Origin of the sequence: Psychromicrobium lacuslunae, assembly GCF_000950575.1 — a bacterium.
Classification (GTDB): Bacteria; Actinomycetota; Actinomycetes; order Actinomycetales; family Micrococcaceae; genus Renibacterium; species Renibacterium lacuslunae.
Genome location: NZ_CP011005.1, coordinates 1,325,954 through 1,349,166, shown reverse-complemented (window position 1 = coordinate 1,349,166; position 23,213 = coordinate 1,325,954). Strand labels below are relative to the sequence as shown.

The following is a 23,213-nucleotide window of genomic DNA, read 5'->3' as shown; positions in this document are numbered from 1 at the left end:
CCCTACCGTCGCTTCCTCATTGGTGCGCTATTGAATTGGTCTATTACACAGATTGTCACCAGCTTCCCCGGAGGGTGCTAGCCGGGTAGATAGAGTTGTATAGCCGAGTAGACATATTTAGCTCGACTGGCTAACCGATAGTCTTAACTCATTAAGAGTTGGTAACCATCTAGTCACTATCGGAAGCTAGCCAGTAGGCTGGTAATAGCTGTTCAACGTCTTTGGGGGCCAACGAATAGGAGCGGTCTTGGGCCTTCAGTCAACTCCTCGCCCGGTAGTCTCACTGACCGGGCAGGAAATTGGATCAGAGATGCCTGCATCAGAAGGTGGACCGATTAAGGTCCACATTGCGGGCGGAAATTTCCTGACCAGACTTGGTTTAGGACAGCTGTTCGCCACCGCGGGTTTTATTGAAGTGAGCGGAATTAGCCGGACTGAGGTCGAGGCAATTCGTAGAATTCAGAACGAACACCCCCAGGTCGCGGTCATCGACACCGAAATAGGCATCGATGTTTGCCTCAATATTTTGCAGGCGATTAAAACCGCTGATACCGATACCCGGGTGGTTGTGCTGGCATCTTTTGAATTACTGCATACCCTGGATACCTTCGTGGAGGCTGGCGCCAGTAGCTTCCTCGATAAGCGTTCCATGCTTGAGGATGTGCCCTCAATCATCCGAGTGGTCAACGCTGGCGGAGTGGTCTTTTCTTCGGCACCACGAATGGGCCGGAGTAACTCAGCTCAGCGGTCGGGGACGCCGCGTTCCGAACGATTCCTTGCCCTCAACACTCGGGACCGCAGAATAGTGCACGCCATAGCGAATGGCCTCACCAATGCTCAGATCGGGAACCTGCTGCACATTAGTGAGGCCACCGTGAAAGCACATCTGGCCCAAATCATGCGCAGCGTAGGAATCGACAATCGGGTGCAACTGGCAGTGGCCGCCGATAATGCTGGTCTTTTTGACCTCCCCGATACCTCGGAGGACGGGCGGACATAGACTCCGATGTTGGGCTAGCTGATCGAGGCTCGGCGCTGGCTATGAGAAGCTAGAGAAGTGAATGATACTTGGCTTTTGATTCTCTACATCGTTGTCGCCTTGGCCGTTATCGGCTCAGTGGTGATGGTGTTCCTGAAAACCTCGCGGAACCGTACTAAGTACACCGAAACCAGGGACGCCAACGATCCAGCTCCTGGTGGCACCCTGCTGGAGGAGCCAGGAGCGGCTGCGGTCGGCACGGTTGAGACGCCGACTGTCAGTGAAGAACTGCCGGCGACCACGCTGCCCAGCCTTGAACGTCCTGAGCCGCCCGCCGGGCGTTTGCAGCGGCTGCGCGCCAGGTTAGCGAAATCCAATAACTCGCTGGGCAAGGGCTTGTTGGCCTTGCTCTCGAGCGACAAGATTGACGAATCCGTCTGGGAAGAGATCGAGGAAACCCTGTTACTGGCGGATATTGGCACCGAGCCGACCATGCAGCTGGTCGACACCTTGCGGGAGCGCGTCAAGGTAATGGGTTCTCGGCAACCCGAAGAGGTGCGCGCCATGCTGCGCGAGGAACTCATCGCCTTGGTGGACCCGGCGATGGATCGTTCTCTGGCGGTGCAGCGCCATGGCGAACAACCGGCCATTGTGATGGTGGTGGGCGTGAATGGCGTGGGCAAGACCACGACGGTAGGTAAGCTCGCCAGGGTGCTGGTGGCCGAAGACAAAGACGTGCTGCTGGGTGCTGCTGATACTTTCCGTGCGGCGGCGGCTGAACAGCTGGCTACCTGGGGGGCGCGAGTCGGAGTGCCGACGGTGAAGTCTGACCTTGATGGCGCGGACCCGGCCTCGGTGGCCTTCGAGGCGGTCAAAGCCGGTATCGAGCAGGAAGTCGACGTGGTAATGATCGATACCGCCGGACGTTTGCAGAATAAGGTCGGCCTGATGGACGAGCTTGGCAAGGTCAAGCGGGTGATCGAGAAGCAGGGCCAGGTAGATGAGGTGCTTTTGGTACTAGACGCCACCACCGGGCAGAACGGGCTGAATCAAGCCAAAGTGTTCAGCGAGGTGGTTGATATTACCGGCATTGTGCTGACCAAGCTCGACGGGACCGCCAAGGGCGGCATTGTGGTGGCGATTCAGAAGTCCATGGGTGTGCCGGTCAAGCTAGTTGGCCTCGGTGAGGGAGCGGATGATCTGGCCCCCTTCGACGCCGAGCAGTTCGTTGACGCCATCCTGAACTAGGCCAGGCCACGGAGAACCCCAAAAAACGCACCGGGACTGCTGACCCACTTCTTTGGGTCAGCGGTCCCTCGCCGTTTGCGATAGTAAGCGGTTCTTACTGACCCACTCGTCCGTCAATACACTCGCGCAGCAGATCGGCGTGCCCACAGTGCCGGGCATACTCCTCGACTCGATGCACATACAATTCACGGACGGCAATCTTCTCCTCACCCACTCGTTCAGCTAAGTCGGGATGCAAGGCTAAGGCGGCATCGGTGGCCGCCTGCTCACGCGCCAGGTCAGCATAGGCAGCATGCACTTGGGCCTGTTCTCCAACAGCCTCGTCAAAATCGGCGTCCCGCTTGCCATACAGTTTCGGCAACGGATCTTCATCGCCAATCCAGTTATGCCAGTCACGTTCCACTTCGGCGAGGTGCCGCAGCAGGCCGAGTAAAGACATTGTCGACGGCGGCACCGAACGCTGGGCAAGCTGCTCTGGGGTCAACCCTTCACACTTCATCAGCAGCGTCATCCGATAGCTCGTGGTGTAGTCGAGCAGAGTAGCCAGTTCACCGTCCGGGCTCGGTCCCTCGCTATTGCGTGGATCTTTCTCCGGGTCAGTCCACATATCGGGGTAGACGGTTGCTTCGGTCCAGCGTGTTGGTTGCTCTGTCATGCCTTTCATCCTCACCTATCGCTGAACTTCTCGCCAGTGCTGGCATCTGCTGGGACGGGGGCTGAAACATTATGGAAACCTCCAGGTGACACAGCATTTACCTGCCGGGAATTCTTGTAACAACGTCGAAATCCAGAACCTTTCCGCTTGAAACAAGCCCCAGCCAGAATCTCACTACGAGTAGATTGCAGTGCTGTGCTGGCCATCGGCGAGGCGCAGTCCGCGATCACTGACGCACTAGATGAGGAAGTGGGGCACTGTATTCATGAACGCAGGTGATACCGCTTGGGTACTGGTCTCTGCGGCGCTTGTGCTGCTGATGACCCCGGGACTGGCTTTTTTCTATGGGGGCATGACGCGCGCTAAAGGCGTGCTGAACATGATGATGATGAGTTTTGGTGCGATCGCTTTGGTGACCGTGCTGTGGGTTCTCTTTGGTTATTCAATGGCCTTCGGGACCGATATTGGCGGAGGGTTGCTCGGCAACCCCTTTGAAAAACTGGGGTTGAACGGGGTGCTCGGCACCGGTGACAGTGCGACTCTGGTCGGCACCATTCCGGAAATCGCGTTTGTTGGTTTCCAGGCGGTGTTCGCGATTATTACCGTGGCGCTGATTTCCGGAGCGATCGCGGACCGGGCAAAATTCGGTGCCTGGATGCTTTTCGCCGGTATTTGGGTGGTGCTGGTGTACTTCCCGGTCGCGCACTGGGTTTTCGACTTCAATAAGGACGCCGAGGGCAACAATATTGGCGGTTGGATAGGCCAAGGTTTGGGCGTGATTGACTTCGCCGGTGGTACTGCAGTGCATATCAATGCCGGTGCGGCCGCGCTTGCGCTGGCTCTGGTCTTGGGCAAGCGCCTTGGCTTCGGCAAGGATCCTAGTCACCGGCCACATAATCTGCCCTTCGTCATGCTGGGCGCCGGCCTGCTCTGGTTCGGCTGGTTTGGCTTCAACGCTGGCTCGGCGCTGGCGGCTAATGCCACCGCGGGCCTGGCTTGGATCAACACCCTGGCTGCGCCGGCTGCGGCAACTCTGGGTTGGTTGATCGTGGAAAAAATTCGGGATGGGCACGCGACGTCGCTGGGGGCGGCTTCGGGTGCGGTGGCCGGTTTGGTCGCCATTACTCCGGCTGCCGCCGCTCTGACGCCAGGCTGGGCGATCGTGCTCGGTATCCTGGCGGGGGCTGTCTGTGCTCTGGCGGTTGGCCTGAAGTACAAGCTTGGTTACGATGACTCACTCGACGTCGTCGGAGTACACCTCGTCGGTGGCTTGATCGGTACCTTGTTCATTGGCTTGGCTGCGAATGAGGGCTCTCCGGCAGGTGTGAACGGCTTGTTCTATGGCGGTGGCTTCGAGTTGCTGGGCAAGCAAGCCCTCGGCTCCTTCGCGGTGCTGATTTACTCCTTTGTGGTGGCCTTCATCGTTGGTTGGATTATTAATAAGACGATGGGCTTCCGGATCACCGAAGAGCACGAGGTCAATGGCATCGACATCTCGGTACACGCCGAAACGGCTTATGAGTTCGGCGGCCGAGTAGGCAGTGCTTTCCATCCCTTGGATGAAGCACTCCGGGCCCGGCATGTTGAGGCGCCTATCGAGACCCAGATTAAGGTGGAGTCATGAAGCTGATAACCGCGATCATTCGACCGGAAAAGTTTGACGAGGTACGTGGTGCCTTGGAGAGCTACGGCGTCCAGGGTCTCACCGTCAGCGCTGCCAATGGTTATGGCCGGCAGCGTGGCCACACCGAGGTCTATCGGGGGGCCGAATACGTTGTCGATCTTTTACCGAAAATCCGGATCGAGGTCTTAGCGACCAACGATCAGGTGGACGATATTGTCGATGTGCTGATTTCTAGTTCCAATACCGGTCGCGCGGGGGACGGCAAGGTTTGGACGGTCAACGTCGATGAAGCGGTCCGAGTGCGGACCGGCGAGCGGGGCAACGCCGCGGTTTAGCTTCCGAGGGCAGCTGATCGACGTCGTCGAGTGTGCAGATCTACATCTTCTGAACCGGTTTTAAGGTGTAGATCTGCACACTCGATGAGGTTAAGCGTCGTGGCTGGTGGTCCAACTTTCCGGACCGTTCGAACCGGCGGGGTAGGTCTCCAACGGAACCTTGTTCGCCTTCCACGCTTTGAGCGTCGGCTCCACAATCTGCCAGCACATTTCGGCGGTATCAGCGCGCACCGAGAGCAGCGGATCGCCGCTCAGCACGCCGTCGAGCACTTCACCGTAGGGCAGTAGCGGGTCCCCGGAAAGATCAGCTTCCAGCTTGACTCGGTTCAGAGTGAACAAATCCCCGGGGCCATTAATGTCTAGGTCTAGTTGCAGGGTGTCCGGGCCGAAACCAATGTGCAGTCTGGTGGGGGAGTCAACGCCGCGGAACCCGGTGGGCAGGTGCGGCACCTGCTTATAGGTGATCACGGCCTCCTTGCGGGCTTTGCCAAGGGCCTTGCCGGAACGCAGGATGAAGGGCACCCCAGCCCAGCGCCAGTTCTTGATCTGCACCTCGACTTCGGCCAGTGTCTCGGTGTTGTTCTTCGGGTCGACGCCCTCTTCCTTTTCGTAGTCCGGCACTGAGCGCCGACCGATCTTCCCGGCGGCATACTGGGCGCGACGGGTCGATTTCTTGAAATTGGAGTCGATGCTGCTGGCTCGCAGTACCGAGGCAATACCGTCACGAACGTCCTGTTGGCCCAGCGTAGCCGGAGCCTCCATCGCGATGATGGCCATAATCTGCAGCAAGTGGCTCTGAATCATATCGCGCAGCGCACCGGCGTGGTCGTAGTAGCGAGCGCGGTTTTCCAAGGTGAGGTCTTCGTCGAAAATGATCTCAACTTTTTCAATGTGATCGGCATTCCACAAAGGTTCCAGCAGGCGGTTCGCGAAGCGCAGGCCCAAGATATTGAAAACCGTGGATTTGCCAAGGAAATGATCTACTCGGTGAATATGATCTTCCGGCACGAGCGCTGCCAGCGTTTCATTGAGCGAGTGAGCGGATTCAGCAGAAGAGCCGAAGGGCTTCTCCATTACCAGTCTGGTCTCGGCCGGAAGGTCGGCTGCGGTGAGTTGTTCGCAGGCTAGTTGGCTGACCGCCGGCGGCAGCGCGAAATAGACGGCAACCGGGCCCTCGAGCTGAGCCAGTAGGTCAGCTAGTTGATCTTTCGCGGTGACGTCTGCCTGGCGGTAACTGGTCCCGGCTTTAACCTTCTTGAGCGCGGCCTTGCCTGCCGCTGTCGCGCTCTTAGCCGCCTCGCTGAAGACCGACTCGACCCGCTCCAACCACTGTGCGTCGGTCCAGGCATCATTTCCAGCACCGACCAGGGTGAGATCCTTAGCCCGGCCGGCGGCAATCAACCGGGCGACGCCGGGCAGCAGCAGTCTGCCGGTCAGATCACCAGAAGCTCCGAGGATGAGTAGTGTTTTAACTGTCTTGACTGTTTTCACGTTTTTCTTAGACTCGGTCACCTGATCAGCATGCCATCAAAAGCTGCGTTATGGGGCAATACCGCACCGGGAGTAGCCGTCTTTTTACAGCTGGTAGGACTACTGTTTGAGTAATGAACGACACCCCGCTACGGCCAAGTAATCAGTCATCGGATGCTGTTTCCAGTCTGGATCGAGAGGCCAGCGCTCTGAGCCTCCGGTTTGTGGAGCTAGACGACGCAGCCGAATTAGCCGAGAGCTACCGTCGAAATCAGCAACACTTGAAGCCGTGGGAGCCTCGCCGTCCGGACGAGTTTTTCACCGAAGTCGGCCAGCGCGCCGCCGCGCAGCTCAAGCTCGAGGAACTGGAGCGTGGTGGCGCGCTGCCGTGGTTGATCATTGAAGACGGACACATCATTGGCACCATGACGGTGAGCGGGATTGTGCGCGGGCCTTTCTTGAGCGGCAATTTAGGATACTGGGTAGATCAGTCCCGGCAAGGCGCCGGGGTTGCCAGCCGGGCGGTGGCGGAGGTTTGCCGGTTGGTCAGTGAGGAGCACGGCTTGCATCGGCTGCAAGCCAGTACCCTGCTGGACAACGAGGGCTCACAGCGGGTGTTGAAACGCAACGGTTTTGAGCAGATCGGGATGGCTCCCGACTACCTGAAAATTGATGGGCGCTGGCAGGATAACTTGCTCTTCCAACGAATTTTCCCGGACCCCGGGGAGTAGCCAGTTATGCTGGCGGCAAGATCGACCGTTCAGCCCCGCTGACCTTGCTATTCTTATTAGTTGATGCTCCACCCGCTCCAGACTTCTTTCGAAAGATGATCACAGGTGTTTAACTCTCTCTCCGACCGGCTTTCCGCAACCTTCAAGAACCTGCGTGGCAAGGGCCGGCTCTCCGAGGCCGACGTCGATGCCACAGTTCGGGAGATCCGTCGCGCCCTGCTTGACGCCGATGTTGCGGTGCCGGTGGTTCGTGAATTCACTGCCAAGGTTAGGGAGCGGGCGCTCGGCGCTGAGGTCAATGCTGCGCTGAATCCGGCGCAGCAGATCGTCAAGATTGTCAATGAGGAACTCGTCGAGATCTTGGGCGGTCAAACTCGGCGGATCCGGCTGGCGAAGAACCCGCCGACGGTGATTATGCTGGCCGGTCTGCAGGGTGCCGGTAAGACCACGCTGGCGGGCAAGCTCTCCAAATGGCTCAAGGGTCAGGGACATTCGCCGCTGCTGGTAGCCGCTGATCTGCAGCGCCCCAACGCAGTCAAGCAGTTGCAGGTCAACGGTGAGCGTGCTGGCGTGCCGGTCTTCGCGCCACACCCAGGTGTTTCCTCTGAATTCGAGGCTGCCACTGGCGACCCGGTCGCCGTCGCGCAGGCTGGTCTGGCCGAGGCACGCAGCAAACTGCACGATGTGGTGATTGTTGACACCGCCGGGCGCTTGGGCGTTGACGCCGAGCTGATGCAGCAGGCTGCGAATATTCGTGCCGCTATTTCGCCCGACGAAGTGCTCTTCGTGATCGACGCAATGATCGGTCAGGACGCGGTTGCCACCGCTCAAGCTTTCGATCAGGGTGTTAACTTCACCGGCATTGTGCTCTCCAAGCTCGACGGCGATGCACGCGGTGGTGCCGCATTGTCAGTGGCCACGGTCACCGGCAAACCAGTGATGTTCGCTTCGACCGGTGAAGCGCTGGATGACTTCGAGGTCTTCCACCCGGATCGGATGGCGTCTCGAATCCTCGACATGGGCGATGTGCTCACTCTGATTGAGCAGGCCCAGCAGGCTTGGGATAAGGACGAAGCGGCCCGGATGGCGAAGAAATTCGCCGATCAGGAAGACTTCACCCTCGATGACTTTCTGGCTCAGATGAATCAGATCCGCAATATGGGGTCGATGAAGAAAATGCTGATGATGATGCCTGGTGCCGCCGGTATGCGTCAGCAACTCGAGCAGTTCGATGAACGCGAAATCGACCGGGTCGAGGCAATTGTTCGTTCCATGACGCCGCATGAGCGGGTGGCTCCGAAGATCATCAATGGCTCCCGCCGGGCACGTATTGCCCGCGGTTCAGGGGTGCATGTTTCCGAAGTGAACGGGCTGCTGGAACGCTTCGGTCAGGCCCAGAAGATGATGAAGAAGATGGCCGCCGGCGGTGGTATGCCCGGTGTCCCCGGGATGACCGGCCCAGGCGGCGGTAGCGCGCGCAAGGCGGCTAAGAATTCGCCCAAAAAGAAGGCTCGCTCGGGTAACCCGGCAAAGGCGGCTCAGCAGCTGCGGGAGGCAGAAGAGCGACGTGCCAATCGGAGCAGCGCGCCCAGCGGTGCGTCCTTCGGTGCGCAGACCGAGGATTTCGATCCTTCGGCACTGAATTTACCCAAGGGCTTCGATAAGTTCCTCGGTAAATAACCGCAAGCTCCCTGCCGAGTGTCGAGATCTGGGGCGTAAAGCGCGATTTTAAACCCCAGATCTCGACACTCGACGGTGTGAGTGGAGGGCGCGCGGCTTACTTTTGGAGCCGCGTTAGCTGATGCATAGTCTCTTTCGTGGCCGGGTAGAGGGCGCTAAAAGCTTGATAGAGCTCGGCGTAGATTTCTTGATGCTCGGGGTTAGGCCGCACGGTGTGCGAGATTTCTGCCCAGTCTGTTCCGACTTCCACGCTGCCAGTGCCGATTGCCGCCATCAGCGCATCACCGTAGCTCGCACCAATTGTCTCCGCGGGGACTTCCTGCGGATAGCCGGTCACATCCGAGACGATCTGCGTCCAGAGCGCTGATTGGGTGCCACCACCGACGGCGACCAAGCGTTGCGGACGCTCCGCACTTTGGGCGAGGAAATCCATGATTTGCCGGGCACCGAAGGCGATCCCTTCGTAGCCTGCCCGGAACAGGTGGCCGCGTTGATGGGCCGTGGTCAGGCCGATGATGGTGCCCCGCGCTTCGGCGTCGAAGATCGGGGTGCGTTCACCGGCAAAGTAAGGCAGCAACAGTAAGCCATTCGAGCCGGCCGGAATTGCAGAGGCCTCGGTGATCAGCTTTTCGAAGCTCGGATTGCCGAAAAGTTGCCGCAGCCAGGAGGTCAGAGTGCCGCTGGTTGAGGTGCCCGCCGCTAGGCTGAGGGTCTCTCGATCCACCCCGGTGGTGGTCCACAACTTTTCATGCGCTTGGTAGCCCGCCAGCATTTGCACCACGAAAAGCGTCGAACCGTACATCAGCATGGTGTCGCCGGGCTGCCGCACTCCCGCGCTAAACGCCTCGGCCCAGGCATCCACGGTGCCTGCCACCACAGGTGTTCCTGCCGGAATGCCGGTCAGTGCAGCGGCCTTGGCAGTCACCTTGCCGACGATCTCAGTTGGCCAGACCAGCCGCGGCCGCGGAATGTCACCGGCGATTGTCGCCCAGTTCTCGGGAATCCAGTCATTGCTGTGCAGATCGTAGAGCGGGTCGGACTGGCTAGCGGTGTGGTGATCTTGAATGTATTCGCCGGTGAGTTTGGCGACGATAAAGGAATTCAGGCTGAAAATGTGTCGGGTGGCCGCGAAAACCTCGGGCTGGTGATGGGCCAACCAGCGGATCTTGGGCCCAACAGACTGGGTGGACAGCTGTTTACCGCAGCGCTCGAAAATGCTCTGCGCGCCGATTTCTTGATTCAATTCGCCGATTTCCTGGCCGGCTCTGCTGTCGACGCCGTACAAAATTGCCGGTCTCAGTGGTCGGAAGGCTTCGTCAGTGACCACCAGACATGGGCCCATTCCACTCACGCAGACTCCCTCCAACGGCTCCGTAGATCGAGCGAGAAGCGCTTTGCTGAGTTGCTGGATCTCGGCCCACCAGACCAGTTCGGCGTCGAACTCGTACCAACCCGGCTGAGGTGTGCTCACGGTGTGCTCAACTGTTTCCCGGTCGAGAATGCGTCCGTCTCTACTGACTAACACGCCTTTGGAGCTGCCGGTGCCGATATCGATACCGAGAAACATCAGAAACCACCTTTGGTCAGTGCGTGAAGAACGGGTGAGCGCGGGCTCAAAAACTAAGAGTAATCGTTTTCTCTTACCGAGGACAAGGGCGTCATTTTGACTCTAGCCAATTCTTGACTCGGCGCAGATCAGCTCAGGTCCAGCTCAGGTATAGCTCTGAACCAGCCCTGATTCAGAGCTGGTTTAGCTTCCGTCCAGCCCCGGCTAGGCTCGTCAGTATGGAGTTCACTATTCGCCCAGCTCGTCCGGATGATTTTCAATCGTTGCCCGATATTGAACGTGCTGCCGATGAACTACTGGAGATGCCCGGCCTGCCAGCGGCAAGCAGCCCTGAGGAATATCAAGCCTCATTACAGACTTTGGTGGCCGAAGCTGATGGCAGAATCTTCGGCCTAGCCAGGATCGAGGAGATCGATGGCGAGGCGCACCTGGAGCAGCTCTCGGTGTTGCCGCCGGCGGCTGGGCAAGGGCTTGGGCGTTTTCTGCTGGAGACGGCAAAGGCTTGGGCTGCGCGTGCAGGCTATCAAGAGATGACTTTATGCACTTTTCGAGATGTTTCGTTCAACGCCCCGTTTTACTCAACCGCGGGTTTCGTGACGCTGGAGGACTTCTCGGCTGGGCTGGCGGCGCTACGCCAGCGTGAGACTGAGCTTGGCCTGGATGCACTAGGTGCCCGCGTGGTGATGGTGGCAGCGCTGTAACCCAAGCCAAGCTCAATCTCGGCTGCCTCAGTTCTGAGGAGCACCGATCGGATCTTTTTCCCGTGGCTGATAGATTTCCGCCCCAGCGGCGATAAACTCGGCCGATTTCGCCCTCAAGCCGGCCTGCATCTCCTCGATTGAGGCAACCAGAGTCGCCTGCTCGGTAGCTCCACCGAACTCGGCGCGAATATCTTGGGAGATCCGCATTGAGCAGAACTTCGGCCCGCACATCGAACAGAAGTGAGCGGTTTTCGCTGGCTCGGCGGGCAGCGTCTCATCGTGAAACGCCTCGGCGGTCGCCGGATCCAGCGAGAGCGAGAATTGATCCTTCCAGCGGAATTCGAAGCGTGCCTTGGACAGAGCGTCATCTCGTAAGTGCGCCCCGGGGTGTCCCTTAGCCAGATCGGCGGCGTGGGCAGCGATCTTGTAGGTGACCACGCCGGTCTTCACATCGTCTTTATTCGGCAAGCCAAGGTGCTCTTTGGGCGTCACGTAGCAAAGCATGGCGGTGCCGTAGCGGGCAATCTCGGTAGCCCCAATCGCCGAGGTCACGTGGTCATACCCCGGGGCAATGTCAGTGACCAAAGGTCCCAGAGTGTAGAACGGCGCACCCTTGCAAAGCTCTTGCTGCCGTTCCACATTCTCTCTTACCAGGTGGAAGGGGATGTGGCCGGGGCCTTCCACCATCACCTGGACATCGAATTCCCAGGCTCTCGCGGTCAATTCCGCCAAGGTATCCAGCTCGGCGAACTGGGCGGCATCGTTCGCATCGGCGGTGGCGCCTGGACGCAAGCCATCGCCCAGCGAGAAAGCGACGTCGTACTGGGCGAAGATCTCACAGAGTTCGTCAAAGTGGGTGTAGAGGAAGTTCTCCTGATGATGAGCCAGGCACCAGCCCGCCATAATTGAGCCGCCACGGGAGACAATGCCGGTGACCCGGTTCGCGGTCAGCGGCACGTAACGCAACAAAACCCCGGCATGGATGGTCATATAGTCCACGCCCTGCTCGCACTGCTCGATCACGGTGTCCCGAAAAATTTCCCAACTCAGCGCGGAGGCATCTCCGTTGACCTTTTCCAAGGCCTGGTAAATCGGTACGGTTCCGATCGGCACCGGAGAGTTGCGGATAATCCACTCTCGGGTGGTGTGAATATCGTCGCCGGTGGAAAGATCCATCACGGTATCGGCCCCCCAGCGGGTGGCCCACTGCATTTTGTCGACCTCCTCGGCAATTGACGAGGTCACCGCCGAGTTGCCGATATTGGCGTTGATCTTGACCAAGAAGGCCTTGCCAATAATCATTGGTTCGGATTCCGGGTGGTTGATGTTGTTCGGGATAATGGCCCGGCCGGCGGCAACTTCGGAACGGACCAGTTCGACATCGCAATCCTCACGTAGCGCGACGAAACGCATCTCCTGGGTGATCACTCCAGCCTTCGCGTAGTGCATCTGGGTGATCCGCCGACCGTAAACTGCGCGCCGGGGTTCCGGTTTGGCTCCTTGCCATTCGGCCGAGGCCGCCCCGCGCCGCACCGCCGAGCGGCCATCGTCGGAAAGCTCGCGGCCTCGACCCTGATAAGTTTCGACGTCACCACGCCCGGAGACCCAGTCGGCGCGCAGTGGTGGTAGGCCGCGGATCGGATCGCTGCCCGGGCCAGCGGTTCGATAGGTCACGAAGTCTGGATTCGCCCCTTCGGGTGAATCGTCCAAGGCGATTCTGGTGACCGGTACCCGTAATTCGCCCTCCTCCAGGTGATCCAAGGTATGGGAGGGGTGATTTTGGGCAGTGTGATGCTCGGATAGATCTGCAGACATAGCAGTACTTCCTACTTCCTTCGCCGGAATGACCCGGACAGGTTCGAACGGTCGCAGGCGGAACAGCCCGATCTCAGCCCTTTGCCAAGGGCACCCGTGTGGATAGCAAGAGGCTAGCAGATAAACCTTGGGGAAGGTGTGGGACGCGGAGTGGTCAGGAATAAATTGAAGCTTCAACTAATTGAATCGAGTATGACTACTGATCAAGACCTGCTCTCGGCCGGACTGGCCATGCAAACCGTCACCCTTAAGGTGCAGAATCTGGCTGCAATGACCGACTATTACCAGCGGGCATTGGGCTTGCAAGTCCTCAACGAGGGTGCCCAAGGGGTGGAGCTCGGTCGGGGGAGCACCTCACTGGTCAAGCTCAGCGACGCGCATGATCTTCAGTTGCCCGGTAGGGGAGAAGCCGGGCTATTCCACACTGCGCTGCTTTTTGAGGATCGGGCAGCACTGGCAGCGACGCTAGCTAGCGCCGCCCAGTTCGATCCAAGCCTTTTTGTGGGCAGCGCAGATCATCTGGTGAGTGAGGCTTTCTACTTCAATGACCCAGAAGGTAACGGTATTGAGCTGTACTTTGACCGTCCCCGGGACACCTGGAACTGGGATGGCGATACCGTGCAGATGGCGAGTAATCCACTCAGTCCGCAACATTTTCTGAGTGAGAATTTGAGTGAGGCAGCGGTGCAAGGCCAAGGGGAGGCCGCTGCCGCCGTCGGGCACGTCCATCTGCAAGTTGGCGACGTTGCGAGAGCAGAAGATTTCTATGTGCACACGATGGGCTTCGAAAGGACAGCCGGCTGGCATGACCAAGCGCTCTTCGTCTCCGCTGGCCGCTATCACCACCATATGGCCATGAACGTCTGGAACTCTCGGGGAGCCGGGCCGCGGAAGGACACTCTTGGCCTGGCCGAGGTACGGATCTCATTGCCGACCGCCGATGATTTGGGCGCCCTTGAGCAGAGGTTGAAAGACCACGGCGTTGCCACCGCTAACACGGGAGTCGAATTGCGTTTTGAAGACCCCTGGCTGAACCGGATCCGGGTTACTCTGGACACAGTCGCTTAGAGTCGAAAGAAGGCCGGGATGTCCACAAATCAACTTTTCATCGCAGATCACCGACAGGCCAGTAATTATGCCAGATCTCAAGGGGCACAGCCTGCTGAACTCATTGACTTTGGCGACGTGACAGATCTGGAGCTTGAGATTCTCGCGGAGTTGGCGGCGAAGAAAGTACATGCCACCGGAGTTAAACCCGAACTCGGCATGGTCGACGTTGATCTGGATCAGTTATTAGTGGTTCCCGATGCGGTTACCGAGGTCTTCGCCGAACTGCTCAACTTGGAAGACCCAGAAGGCCTCGACGAGTTGATCACCGAATGGGCGGACTCCGAGGAGTTTGAAGAACCCCGACAGACCGCCGATCGACTGGTCAAGCAAGTGGCCAGTTTTGCCGCCAAAATTGCTGCAGCGGATGAGGACTCCAGGTTGGCTTTGTACTTCCTGAATGCCTAAACCGAGCGCAAACCGGAAAGTAGCGCGGCGGGTTCGCCTGAAGATCAAGGATCTGGCATAATAATCAGGTACTCGATCCGCACGGCCCCTCTCTCCGTGCGCGCATTGTGTCCTTTCAGAATCCTTTGGAATCGGCCCGCCCCACGGGAGCGTGATCAAGGATTCGACCCGTTTCAGAAACAGGAGTGACCACAAAAGTGGCCGTAAAGATTCGCCTTAAGCGCTTCGGTAAGATGCGCGCACCGTATTACCGCATTGTTGTCGCCGACTCACGCACCAAGCGTGATGGCCGTGCGATCGAAGAAATCGGTAAGTACCACCCCACCGAAGAGCCCTCGTTCATCGAGGTCGACTCGGAGCGGGCTCAGTACTGGCTTTCAGTGGGTGCTCAGCCCACCGAGCAGGTTGCCGCGATCCTCAAGATCACCGGTGACTGGCAGAAGTTCAAGGGACTCACCGGCCAGGAAGGCCGCTTGAAGACCAAGACCGCTAAAGAAGCTTTCGTAGCACCGGAGAAGTCTTCGGTGATCGTGAAGGAAGCTATCACCTCGAAGAAGAAGGCTGAAGAGGCTCCGGCCGAAGAAGCCGCTGAGGCTCCGGCAGAGACCACCGAGGCTGAGTAAATTGTTGGCTGAGGCTCTGGAGCATCTAGTTCGCGGCATCGTGGATAGCCCCGATGACGTGCAGGTCGCGCTGCGGAATAACCGTCGCGGCGAGACCCTAGAAGTCCGGGTTCATCCAGAGGATTTGGGTCGGGTGATTGGCCGTCAAGGCCGCACCGCGCGAGCTCTGCGGACTGTGATCGGTGCCCTCGCCGGTGGCGATCAGGTCCGGGTGGACGTCGTCGATACTGACCGGCGTCGCTAGGTTCGGAAACCCGAGCCGCGTGAGTCATTGCGCAGCATCGGTGGTTTCTGAGCAACACGCTAAGATTGTGGCTCCGGCATTAGCCGGAGCCCTCTCTTTTTAAGAACCTCATCGTTGAGTTGAGAGTCGCTGAACTTAGATCAGGAGAAGTATGCAGGTTCAAGTAGCCCGGATCGGTAAACCACATGGGATACGCGGCGAGGTGACGGTGGAACTGTTTACCGATGCACCGGAGGAGCGGTTTGTCCGCGGGGTCATTTTCAACACTCAGGAACACGGCGAATTGACAGTCAACCAGGCTCGCTGGAACAAGGACACCTTGCTGCTCGGCTTTGCCGAGGTGCCTGATCGAAATCGAGCCGAGGAACTGCGCGGTACCAAACTCTTCATCGAAACCGCAGACGTTGAGGATGAGACCGAAGAGGGGTGGTACGAACACGAGCTGGTGGGGCTCGAGGTTCGGCTGGCCGGCCGCAAAATCGGCGTGGTGAGCGCGTTGCGGGTGATGCCGGTGCAAGACCTGCTTGTGGTGACCACCGATGACGGTGAGGAAGTGCTGGTTCCTTTCGTCGATGAAATAGTGCCGGAGGTGGACCCTGAGCAAGGTTTCGTGCTGGTCACCCCACCAGATGGTTTATTCGAGTTAAATCGGGAGTCTCAGGACGGGGCGGCTGACTAAATGCGCCTTGATGTGATCAGCATTTTTCCTGAGTATTTAGCGCCGTTGGAACTCAGCCTGATCGGCAAGGCACGACAGGACGGTTTGCTAAACCTGAGCGTGCATGATCTACGTGACTTCACCACGGACCGTCATCGAACCGTCGACGACACTCCTTACGGTGGCGGTGCCGGAATGGTGATGAAGCCAGAACCCTGGGCGCTGGCCCTTGAATCCTTGCTGAGTGAGGGTGCTCGCCCCACCCTCATTGTTCCCTCGCCCGCCGGTCAGGTGTTCAGTCAGTCAATTGCCGAAGAACTGGCGACTGAGCAGCAACTCGTTTTCGCCTGCGGCCGTTATGAGGGCATTGACGAACGAGTGATTGAATGGGCCGCTCAGCATTTTGAGGTTCGGCCAATGAGCTTAGGCGACTACGTGCTCAATGGCGGTGAGGTTGCCGTGCTAGCCATGGTCGAGGCGGTGGCTAGATTGCTGCCGGGGGTGATCGGTAACCCGGAATCACTCATCGAAGAGTCGCATCAGGATGGGCTCCTTGAGTACCCGGTTTACACCAAACCTTCGCAATGGCGGGGGAGCGAGATTCCCGAGGTGCTGCTGAGCGGGAACCATGCCAAGATCGCCAGATTCCGGCGCGATGAGCAGCTACGGCGAACCGTGCAACGTCGACCAGATCTGGTTGCACTGCTCGATGTTGAACGCCTGAACCGCGCCGATCTGCAGATCCTGAGAGAGTTTGGTTATCAACTGCTGGACGGCAAGTTGCACCAGCTCGGCTGATTAGTCCGCTGAGGCGAAAATATGGCAGAATGGGTAGCTGTGCTCGTCGAACTTTTCCTGCCACAGGGGGAACTGGTTCATCCAACGAGCGCGTCGGCCCAGCGAACCCGCTTTCGGGCCGAAAAATACACTTCGACAGCGTGGCGTTCCCGGCCTTGGGGAGCCAGACTGTCGCGATAAAAGTGAATGACCTGTGGCGTTCACCAGGAGTTGCAGCATGCACATCCTTGACAGCGTTGACGCAGCTAGCCTGCGTAGCGATGTTCCCGAATTCCGTTCGGGTGACACGCTGAAGGTTCACGTCAACATCATCGAAGGCAACCGTTCTCGTGTTCAGGTGTTCCAGGGCTTCGTGCTCGGCCGCCAGGGCAAGGGCATCGGCGAAACCTTCACCGTTCGCAAAGTCTCCTTCGGCGTCGGCGTTGAGCGTACCTTCCCGGTGCACTCTCCGATCATCGAGAAGATCGAACTCGTCACCCGCGGTGACGTCCGTCGCGCCAAGCTGTACTACATGCGTGAACTGCGCGGTAAGGCAGCCAAGATCAAAGAGAAGCGCGACAACGTCGCCAGCAAGTAAGAGATACCTAGGTATCTTGTGAGTGGTGTCGCAAAGCGTCAATCCAGGCGACTGGGTTGGCGCTTTGTTTTGCTCATTGTGCTGGTCATTGTGCTGGTCAGTTCGTTGATCAGGGCGTTTTGGCTTGAGGTGTACTACATCCCCTCTGAATCGATGAACCCACAATTTCTCAGCGGGGAACGGGTTGCGGTATCGCGGACCGATTATGGTTTCGGTCCGATTCACCGTGGCGATCTGGTGGTCTTCGACGGACGAGGCTCCTTCGATCCGCTTGATTCCGGCCGTGGGGCAGTGCTTGATGCTTTGCATGGTTTGGGCCAGTTCATCGGTGTGGTCGGCAGCGACACGGTCTATGTCAAGCGAGTGATCGGGATTGCCGGGGATCGAGTGAAATGCTGCTCGGTCGAGGGGAAGATCACCGTCAATGGGGAGTCATTGAACGAACCGTATCTCTTTCCCGGCGACGCACCGAGTGCCACCTCCTTCGATGTCGTGGTGCCAGCAGGTAAGTTGTGGCTGATGGGTGATCATCGATCCATTTCGGCTGATTCCCGATCTTTGCTCGGGGCACCCGGGGGTGGCTTGATCTCACTCAATAAGGTCATTGGCCGTCCGATTCAGATACTCTGGCCCTTAGATAAATTTGGTAACGTACCTCGGGTTCCAATCGGTCCTGATGCACAGAAAGGCGCACAGTAATGTCGCAACCGACATGTGAACCGAACGAGGATCCCCAGGGCGGGCAGCCGCACGGGCGAAGGCGCGCGGAGGTTCCGGCAAACGAGGAGACCGCGAAGCAGGTAGTCCAAGACCTCAGCCCTGCCCGTAAGGGCGAGTCAGTTGAGGCTGGCTCCGTTGTGGCCGAAACCATTGATGCTGGGGCGAATCAGGCTGAGGCGGATGCCGGGGCCGAGGAATCTGCGAACCCGTCCAAGCAACCAAAAAAGGCAAAGAAGCCTAGCGGCCCGTTATCATGGCTGAAGGAAATAGCCATCGTGATCGTGATTGCGCTAGTTCTTTCCTTCTTGCTGAAAACCTTCCTCTTCCGCGCCTTTGTGATCCCCTCGGAGTCGATGCAAAACACCTTGCAGGTTGAGGACCGGATTTTTATTAATGAACTGGTGCCTCGCCCCTTTGCGCTGCAACGCGGTGATGTGGTGGTGTTCAAAGATACCCAGGGCTGGCTGGCTGGCGATCAATCCATCACTCAGGCTAAGGCCACTAACTGGTTCCAAGATGTTTTGGTTTTCATCGGCCTGATGCCAGACGAGTCGCAGCAGCACTTGGTGAAGCGAGTGATCGGGATGGCCGGCGATCATGTGATTTGCTGTGATGCGCAGGGCCGGATCACCGTTAATGGACAGCCTCTCGACGAGCCATATTTGTTCCCCGGCTCGGAGAATGCTGCTGGTCTGAATGCGACTTTCGATGTCGTCGTTCCGGCCGGCAAAATCTGGGTGATGGGCGACAACCGAAATAACTCAGCGGACTCCCGTTTTCACCAGAACCTGGCAAGCCAGGGCTTCATCGACCTGAACGATGTCGAAGGCACCGCCACCGTTATTGCCTGGCCGCTGAACCGTTGGTCCTTCATCGGCAATTATCCGGACACCTTCCGTAATGTGCCGGCACCCTCATCGACTCCGGTGAGCAGCCCGACGCCGACGCATTCGGGGAAGTAACGTTGGCGAGGCTTTCGCCAACTCTCGCTACCGAACGATCGCTAATGGAATCGGGATTCCGGTTCGTGGCGGGTGCCGACGAGGTTGGCCGCGGCGCGCTAGCCGGGCCAGTGACCGTGGGGATGGTGGTGGTCGATGCCTCTGCGCAGAAACCGCTAGCGGGGGTGAAGGACTCTAAGCTCCTCAGTGTGGCTGAGCGGGAAAGACTGGTTCCGCTGATTAAGGAGTGGAGCTTGGCACACGCGGTAGGCCATGCCTCCGCCGCAGAAATTGACGCTATTGGCATTATGGCCGCTCTGCAACTTGCCGGCACTCGCGCCTGGGAGCAAATGCAAGAGTCACCGATCCGAGCCGAAGTTGTGCTGCTCGATGGTAATCACGATTGGCTCTCCGCGAAAGGGCAGCTGAGTATCTTCGACCAGCCGCTGCCAGCCGGCGCTGGCGTCCAGGTGCCGGTGCAGACCATGATCAAAGCAGATCTGCAGTGCTTGAGCGTGGCAGCAGCGAGTGTGCTGGCTAAGGTGGAACGCGACGCTATTTTGGTGGAGCTCGATGGACAACACGCCGAGTTCGGCTGGAAGGTCAATAAGGGTTACGCCACTGCGGCCCATCGAGCCGCTATTGATCAGTTCGGACCGAGTCAATGGCATCGCAAGAGCTGGAAGTTGAGCTCCGGTGCGAGCTCACGTTTGACCGGTGCGATGGGTAAGGCATGATGGTTGAATGAGCGCTGAAGACCTAGAGAACTATGAAACCGATATGGAGTTGCAGCTCTACCGCGAGTACCGCGATGTGGTCGGCTTGTTTAGCTACGTGGTGGAGACCGAGCGGCGCTTTTATTTGGCGAATCATGTCGACCTGCAGGCACGATCGGCCGACGGCGAGGTTTACTTTGACCTCACCCTTCAGGATGCCTGGGTTTGGGATGTTTATCGCTCAGCACGTTTTGTGAAGAACGTGCGGGTGATTACCTTCAAAGATGTGAACGTCGAAGAATTGGCGAAGAGCGATGATTTGGAATTGCCTAAGGAAACCGACCTAGGCAACTGAGGTCCTTCTTCCCGGCTGATTTCCGAAACTCGGAGAATTCTTCTCGCGTTTTCCTCACATAGCCCAGTGAGTTCGCCCAATCGCCAGCAAAGTCCCCGACTCCTCGCCAGACTGGGGTGGTGGGCACTAAACAGCAACTTGGCAGAGTCGGTGAGGAACTTGCCGCCGACTTCCTCGCGCGGCGCGGTTTTGAGGTGGTTGACCTCAACTGGAGGTGCCCTCAAGGCGAGATAGATCTGGTTGCGTTTGACGGCGAAATTCTGGTTGTCATTGAGGTGAAAACCAGGCGATCTTTGAGCTATGGGCATCCATTTGAGGCAATTTCTGAGGCCAAGCTACGTCGTCTGAGAACCTTAGCTGTTCTTTGGGCCCGGCACCACGGCTATTTGAGCTGCCGGATTCGCCTTGACGCGGTTGCCGTCTTGGCTCCTCGCGGTGCCGAGGCCAGTATTGAGCATCTCCGAGGCATCGGGTGAACGGGCTGGGCAGAACACTCTCAATTGCTCTGGTAGGTCTCAACGGCTACCTAGTGGAGGTGGAGGCCGATATTGGCCAGACCTTACCCGCCTTTCAACTGCTCGGGCTGCCAGATGCCTCACTCGTTGAGGCGAAGGAGAGAATCCGTTCCGCCGCGCAGAATGCCGGGTTACCACTAAGCCGCCGCAAGATCACCGTAAATCTGCTCCCGGCCTCACTGCCGAAACATGGCAGTTCCTTCGACTTAGCCATCGCCATGGCCGCCCTGCAAGCTGCCGCTGATGTGCATGATCCAGGCCACACCGTGTTCTTGGCTGAACTCGGTCTCGATGGCAGGCTTCGTCCGATACGAGGAGTACTACCTGCCGTACTTTTTGCCGTACAAGCTGGCTATCCGGTTGTTGTGGTCGCGCCGGCGAACGCTGCCGAAGCGCGCTTTGTCCCGGGAGCTGAGGTCAGTACCTTTACCTCGCTGGCGCAGGTCGCTCTGGCTTACGGGGCTAAATCAGCTGAGCTCAATCTCAATCTCGAGACTATCGCGGTGACAGAACCCCGGGCTGCGCCGGTGGCAGTGTCAGGCGATCTCAATGAAGTGGCAGGCCAACACGAGGCCAAGGCGGCGCTCGAGGTAGCCGCCGCGGGTGGCCATCATTTGTTATTAGTTGGACCACCAGGAGCGGGCAAGACCATGCTCGCTGAGCGATTGACCGGATTGCTTCCCGACCTGAGCGATGCCGAAGCGATGGAGGTTACAGCCGTGCATTCGCTCGACGGCCTAAACGGCAATCGGCAGCAGTTGATTCGTCGGCCGCCTTTTGAAAGCCCGCATCACACAGCAAGTACGGTATCGATTATTGGTGGCGGAAATGGTCTGCCTAGGCCCGGTGCGGCGTCTCGGGCGCATCGCGGGGTGCTTTTCTTAGACGAAGCTCCTGAGTATGATCGCCGGGTGCTCGACGCCTTGAGGCAGCCGCTAGAGAGCGGACGTCTGGTGATTCATCGAGCGGCTGGGGTGGCCGATTATCCGGCGCGATTCCAGCTCGTACTCGCTGCGAACCCTTGTCCCTGCGGGAAGTCAGTGGGGAGAAGTCTCGACTGCAGTTGTACCCCCACTGCGCGGCGACGATACTTTCACAGGCTTTCCGGACCGCTACTCGACCGGGTCGATGTGCAGCTGACGGTTGATCGACTCTCGTCATCCCAGCTGGCTGACAGTGCACAGTCAGAGTCCACGAAGGTGGTTGCTCAACGGGTTGCCCGGGCACGAGACAGGGCGCGTCATCGGCTTGGAACATATGGCTATTCGCTCAACTCGGAGGCACCCGGACAGTTGCTACGTGGTGCGCTGCAGTTGCCGCCGAGCACCATCCGAGTCCTGGCATTGGCACTTGAACGCGGGCGGCTCACCGCGAGAGGTTATGACCGGGTGTTGCGACTGGCCTGGACGCTGGCCGATCTAGCAGAACTGGACGAGCCAGGAGCTGAGCAGATCGGCAGAGCCTTGGCGATGCGCACTCAGGGGCTGAGCGAAAGGTGACGGCCGGGATTGCTGCGGAAGAAGCTAATGGCCAGGTGATGCCAGGATCTGGGACTTATCTGGCTCGGGCGGCTCTTAGCCGGGTAATGGAGCCTTCAGATCTACCCGGCCTGGCATTGATTCGAGTGCTTGGTCCTTGGCGCACCATGAGGATTATCGCCGACTACGAGAAACTTGATCCGAAGTCTGAGGAACGAGTTGCTTATTACCTGCAGGAGCAGGCGAGTAAGCAGTGGAGCGGCATTACAGAATGCCTAGCACGTTGGCGGCCTCGGCTGCCGAATCTCTCACCTAGACGAGACCTGCGGTTCATCGCCTCACAGGGCGGCGGCTTATTGATACCCGAGGCTTCGAACTGGCCGACCGCGCTGCGGGACCTGGGACTAAGAGAGCCGATTGCCTTGTGGTATCTGGGCAAGGCCAATGGTCCCGGCTTGTCCTGGCCGCCGCTTCGTGATGTTGTAGCCCTGGTGGGCGCGCGAGACGCGACTGCGTATGGTGAGGCGGTGACTAGTGAGCTCTCTGATGAACTCGTCGCCCGGGGGAAAAGTGTGATTTCAGGCGGGGCTTACGGAATCGACGCGATAGCTCACCGAAGCGCGCTAAAGGCCTCCAGCGAGCTGACTTTACCCACCATTGCGGTGATGGCAGGTGGGCTCGATCGCTTTTATCCCTCCGGTAATCAAGAACTGCTGATGGAGATTACGCGGCGCTGCGTTGTACTGGCTGAAGTGCCGCCGGGTGCCCGACCAACCAGGTATCGATTTCTGCAGCGTAATCGATTGATTGCCGCCCTAGCCGCAGTCACCGTGGTGGTAGAGGCGCGCTGGCGTTCCGGAGCGCTGAGCACTGCTCATCATGCCCTGGACTTGGGACGTGAAGTCGCCGCAGTTCCCGGATCAGTGTATTCCGCCAACTCAGCGGGGTGCCATCGATTATTGCGTGAGGGTGCCGCCTGCGTGACCCAAGCAGCTGAGGTACTTGAGCTAATGTCTCCGCTTGGTGATATCGATACTCAACGGCCCTCAATGACCTCGGAAACCGACGGTCTTCCGGTGCAGGATCTGCTCTTATTGGATGCGTTACCGCTGCATCACACCACGAGCGCAGATAAATTGTGTGCGCTAGCGGGGCTTCCCCTCACTAGCGTTCAGGCTGGACTCGGCCGATTAGAGGCCTTGGGACTAGCCCAGCGCCGCAATGCCGGCTGGAGCCGGGATCACCCGCGGGGTTGATTAGATCTGCGC

General features: G+C 58.6%; 25 protein-coding genes and 1 riboswitch. Of the genes, 21 read left to right on the top strand and 4 right to left on the bottom strand.

Annotation, left to right across the window (positions count from 1 at the left end):
* Positions 1-310: 310 nt before the first annotated feature.
* Together UM93_RS06325 and ftsY are read left to right on the top strand one after the other, a co-directional pair.
* Positions 311-1,000 (top strand): response regulator transcription factor, encoded by a 690-nt coding sequence (locus UM93_RS06325; RefSeq protein ID WP_045074431.1) that lies wholly within the window; start codon positions 311-313, stop codon positions 998-1,000.
* Between the two features lie 57 nt (positions 1,001-1,057).
* Complete coding sequence (gene ftsY / locus UM93_RS06320; RefSeq protein WP_045074429.1) at positions 1,058-2,227, top strand: signal recognition particle-docking protein FtsY; 1,170 nt, start codon at positions 1,058-1,060, stop codon at positions 2,225-2,227.
* Positions 2,228-2,321: 94 nt separating this feature from the next.
* Here ftsY and UM93_RS06315 read toward each other — a convergent pair whose 3' ends face one another.
* A complete protein-coding gene (locus UM93_RS06315; RefSeq protein WP_082057038.1) occupies positions 2,322-2,882 on the bottom strand; it encodes a DinB family protein in 561 nt (186 codons plus the stop codon).
* Positions 2,883-3,147: 265 nt separating this feature from the next.
* On the opposite strand from UM93_RS06315, the gene UM93_RS06310 reads away from it, so the two are divergent.
* Both UM93_RS06310 and UM93_RS06305 read left to right on the top strand, forming a co-directional pair.
* Positions 3,148-4,506, top strand: coding sequence for an ammonium transporter (locus UM93_RS06310; protein ID WP_082057037.1), 1,359 nt, complete (start codon positions 3,148-3,150; stop codon positions 4,504-4,506).
* Entirely contained in the window at positions 4,503-4,841 is a 339-nt protein-coding gene (locus UM93_RS06305) for a P-II family nitrogen regulator (protein ID WP_045074425.1), read from the top strand. The genes UM93_RS06310 and UM93_RS06305 overlap by 4 nt, the downstream gene beginning before the upstream one ends.
* 90 nt (positions 4,842-4,931) lie before the next feature.
* Here the strand turns inward: UM93_RS06305 and UM93_RS06300 are convergent, their stop codons facing one another.
* On the bottom strand, positions 4,932-6,353 hold the full coding sequence (locus tag UM93_RS06300; protein ID WP_082057036.1) for a glucose-6-phosphate dehydrogenase: 1,422 nt from the start codon (positions 6,351-6,353) through the stop codon (positions 4,932-4,934).
* A 92-nt stretch (positions 6,354-6,445) separates the two neighbouring features.
* On the opposite strand from UM93_RS06300, the gene UM93_RS06295 reads away from it, so the two are divergent.
* A complete protein-coding gene (locus UM93_RS06295) occupies positions 6,446-7,042 on the top strand; it encodes a GNAT family N-acetyltransferase (RefSeq protein ID WP_082057035.1) in 597 nt (198 codons plus the stop codon).
* Between the two features lie 105 nt (positions 7,043-7,147).
* Positions 7,148-8,722 (top strand): signal recognition particle protein, encoded by a 1,575-nt coding sequence (gene ffh / locus UM93_RS06290; RefSeq protein WP_045074422.1) that lies wholly within the window; start codon positions 7,148-7,150, stop codon positions 8,720-8,722.
* Positions 8,723-8,819: 97 nt separating this feature from the next.
* Here ffh and UM93_RS06285 read toward each other — a convergent pair whose 3' ends face one another.
* On the bottom strand, positions 8,820-10,289 hold the full coding sequence (locus tag UM93_RS06285) for an FGGY-family carbohydrate kinase (RefSeq protein WP_045074420.1): 1,470 nt from the start codon (positions 10,287-10,289) through the stop codon (positions 8,820-8,822).
* A 218-nt stretch (positions 10,290-10,507) separates the two neighbouring features.
* Here UM93_RS06285 and UM93_RS06280 point away from each other — a divergent pair, with 218 nt between their 5' ends.
* Complete coding sequence (locus UM93_RS06280) at positions 10,508-10,990, top strand: GNAT family N-acetyltransferase (protein ID WP_045074419.1); 483 nt, start codon at positions 10,508-10,510, stop codon at positions 10,988-10,990.
* Between the two features lie 27 nt (positions 10,991-11,017).
* Here UM93_RS06280 and thiC read toward each other — a convergent pair whose 3' ends face one another.
* The gene (gene thiC / locus UM93_RS06275; protein WP_045074417.1) at positions 11,018-12,805 is read right to left on the bottom strand and encodes a phosphomethylpyrimidine synthase ThiC; all 1,788 of its coding nucleotides are present in this window, start codon (positions 12,803-12,805) and stop codon (positions 11,018-11,020) included.
* Positions 12,804-12,913, bottom strand: a riboswitch (TPP riboswitch). (Overlaps the previous gene by 2 nt.)
* A gap of 84 nt (positions 12,914-12,997) precedes the next feature.
* Here thiC and UM93_RS06270 point away from each other — a divergent pair.
* The 14 genes from UM93_RS06270 (at position 12,998) to dprA (ending at position 23,201) form a co-directional block, all read left to right on the top strand.
* Positions 12,998-13,873: a VOC family protein gene (locus UM93_RS06270; protein WP_045074416.1), complete on the top strand. Its 876-nt coding sequence runs from the start codon at positions 12,998-13,000 to the stop codon at positions 13,871-13,873.
* 18 nt (positions 13,874-13,891) lie between these two features.
* Complete coding sequence (locus UM93_RS06265) at positions 13,892-14,320, top strand: hypothetical protein (RefSeq protein ID WP_052663656.1); 429 nt, start codon at positions 13,892-13,894, stop codon at positions 14,318-14,320.
* A gap of 197 nt (positions 14,321-14,517) precedes the next feature.
* Complete coding sequence (gene rpsP, locus UM93_RS06260) at positions 14,518-14,943, top strand: 30S ribosomal protein S16 (protein ID WP_045076986.1); 426 nt, start codon at positions 14,518-14,520, stop codon at positions 14,941-14,943.
* A 1-nt stretch (position 14,944) separates the two neighbouring features.
* On the top strand, positions 14,945-15,187 hold the full coding sequence (locus UM93_RS06255) for an RNA-binding protein (protein ID WP_045074414.1): 243 nt from the start codon (positions 14,945-14,947) through the stop codon (positions 15,185-15,187).
* A gap of 151 nt (positions 15,188-15,338) precedes the next feature.
* Complete coding sequence (rimM, locus tag UM93_RS06250) at positions 15,339-15,866, top strand: ribosome maturation factor RimM (RefSeq protein ID WP_045074412.1); 528 nt, start codon at positions 15,339-15,341, stop codon at positions 15,864-15,866.
* Positions 15,867-16,643, top strand: coding sequence for a tRNA (guanosine(37)-N1)-methyltransferase TrmD (gene trmD / locus UM93_RS06245; protein ID WP_045074411.1), 777 nt, complete (start codon positions 15,867-15,869; stop codon positions 16,641-16,643).
* A gap of 217 nt (positions 16,644-16,860) precedes the next feature.
* Positions 16,861-17,220 (top strand): 50S ribosomal protein L19, encoded by a 360-nt coding sequence (gene rplS, locus UM93_RS06240; protein ID WP_045074409.1) that lies wholly within the window; start codon positions 16,861-16,863, stop codon positions 17,218-17,220.
* An 18-nt stretch (positions 17,221-17,238) separates the two neighbouring features.
* Positions 17,239-17,919 (top strand): signal peptidase I, encoded by a 681-nt coding sequence (gene lepB / locus UM93_RS06235; RefSeq protein WP_045074407.1) that lies wholly within the window; start codon positions 17,239-17,241, stop codon positions 17,917-17,919.
* Positions 17,919-18,902: a signal peptidase I gene (gene lepB / locus UM93_RS06230; protein WP_045074405.1), complete on the top strand. Its 984-nt coding sequence runs from the start codon at positions 17,919-17,921 to the stop codon at positions 18,900-18,902. The genes lepB (UM93_RS06235) and lepB (UM93_RS06230) overlap by 1 nt, the downstream gene beginning before the upstream one ends.
* A 44-nt stretch (positions 18,903-18,946) precedes the next feature.
* Positions 18,947-19,618, top strand: a complete 672-nt coding sequence (locus UM93_RS06225; RefSeq protein ID WP_045074403.1) for a ribonuclease HII — start codon at positions 18,947-18,949, stop codon at positions 19,616-19,618.
* 7 nt (positions 19,619-19,625) lie between these two features.
* Positions 19,626-19,952 carry a DUF2469 domain-containing protein gene (locus UM93_RS06220; RefSeq protein ID WP_045074402.1) on the top strand — a complete coding sequence of 109 codons (327 nt, stop codon included), beginning with the start codon at positions 19,626-19,628 and terminating at the stop codon, positions 19,950-19,952.
* Positions 19,953-20,071: 119 nt separating this feature from the next.
* Complete coding sequence (locus tag UM93_RS06215) at positions 20,072-20,428, top strand: YraN family protein (RefSeq protein ID WP_082057251.1); 357 nt, start codon at positions 20,072-20,074, stop codon at positions 20,426-20,428.
* Positions 20,425-21,966 (top strand): YifB family Mg chelatase-like AAA ATPase, encoded by a 1,542-nt coding sequence (locus tag UM93_RS06210; protein ID WP_045074399.1) that lies wholly within the window; start codon positions 20,425-20,427, stop codon positions 21,964-21,966. Before UM93_RS06215 ends, UM93_RS06210 begins: the two co-directional genes overlap by 4 nt.
* Complete coding sequence (gene dprA, locus UM93_RS06205) at positions 21,963-23,201, top strand: DNA-processing protein DprA (RefSeq protein ID WP_324606747.1); 1,239 nt, start codon at positions 21,963-21,965, stop codon at positions 23,199-23,201. The genes UM93_RS06210 and dprA overlap by 4 nt, the downstream gene beginning before the upstream one ends.
* The last annotated feature ends 12 nt before the right edge of the window (positions 23,202-23,213 follow it).

Coding starts and splice junctions, on each gene's coding strand:
- UM93_RS06325 (WP_045074431.1), top strand. CDS start 311: ATGCCTGCATCAGAAGGTGGACCGATTAAGGTCCACATTGCGGGCGGA.
- UM93_RS06315 (WP_082057038.1), bottom strand. CDS start 2,882: ATGACAGAGCAACCAACACGCTGGACCGAAGCAACCGTCTACCCCGAT.
- UM93_RS06310 (WP_082057037.1), top strand. CDS start 3,148: ATGAACGCAGGTGATACCGCTTGGGTACTGGTCTCTGCGGCGCTTGTG.
- UM93_RS06305 (WP_045074425.1), top strand. CDS start 4,503: ATGAAGCTGATAACCGCGATCATTCGACCGGAAAAGTTTGACGAGGTA.
- UM93_RS06295 (WP_082057035.1), top strand. CDS start 6,446: ATGAACGACACCCCGCTACGGCCAAGTAATCAGTCATCGGATGCTGTT.
- UM93_RS06285 (WP_045074420.1), bottom strand. CDS start 10,289: ATGTTTCTCGGTATCGATATCGGCACCGGCAGCTCCAAAGGCGTGTTA.
- UM93_RS06280 (WP_045074419.1), top strand. CDS start 10,508: ATGGAGTTCACTATTCGCCCAGCTCGTCCGGATGATTTTCAATCGTTG.
- thiC (WP_045074417.1), bottom strand. CDS start 12,805: ATGTCTGCAGATCTATCCGAGCATCACACTGCCCAAAATCACCCCTCC.
- UM93_RS06270 (WP_045074416.1), top strand. CDS start 12,998: ATGACTACTGATCAAGACCTGCTCTCGGCCGGACTGGCCATGCAAACC.
- UM93_RS06265 (WP_052663656.1), top strand. CDS start 13,892: ATGTCCACAAATCAACTTTTCATCGCAGATCACCGACAGGCCAGTAAT.
- rimM (WP_045074412.1), top strand. CDS start 15,339: ATGCAGGTTCAAGTAGCCCGGATCGGTAAACCACATGGGATACGCGGC.
- trmD (WP_045074411.1), top strand. CDS start 15,867: ATGCGCCTTGATGTGATCAGCATTTTTCCTGAGTATTTAGCGCCGTTG.
- rplS (WP_045074409.1), top strand. CDS start 16,861: ATGCACATCCTTGACAGCGTTGACGCAGCTAGCCTGCGTAGCGATGTT.
- lepB (WP_045074405.1), top strand. CDS start 17,919: ATGTCGCAACCGACATGTGAACCGAACGAGGATCCCCAGGGCGGGCAG.
- UM93_RS06225 (WP_045074403.1), top strand. CDS start 18,947: ATGGAATCGGGATTCCGGTTCGTGGCGGGTGCCGACGAGGTTGGCCGC.
- UM93_RS06220 (WP_045074402.1), top strand. CDS start 19,626: ATGAGCGCTGAAGACCTAGAGAACTATGAAACCGATATGGAGTTGCAG.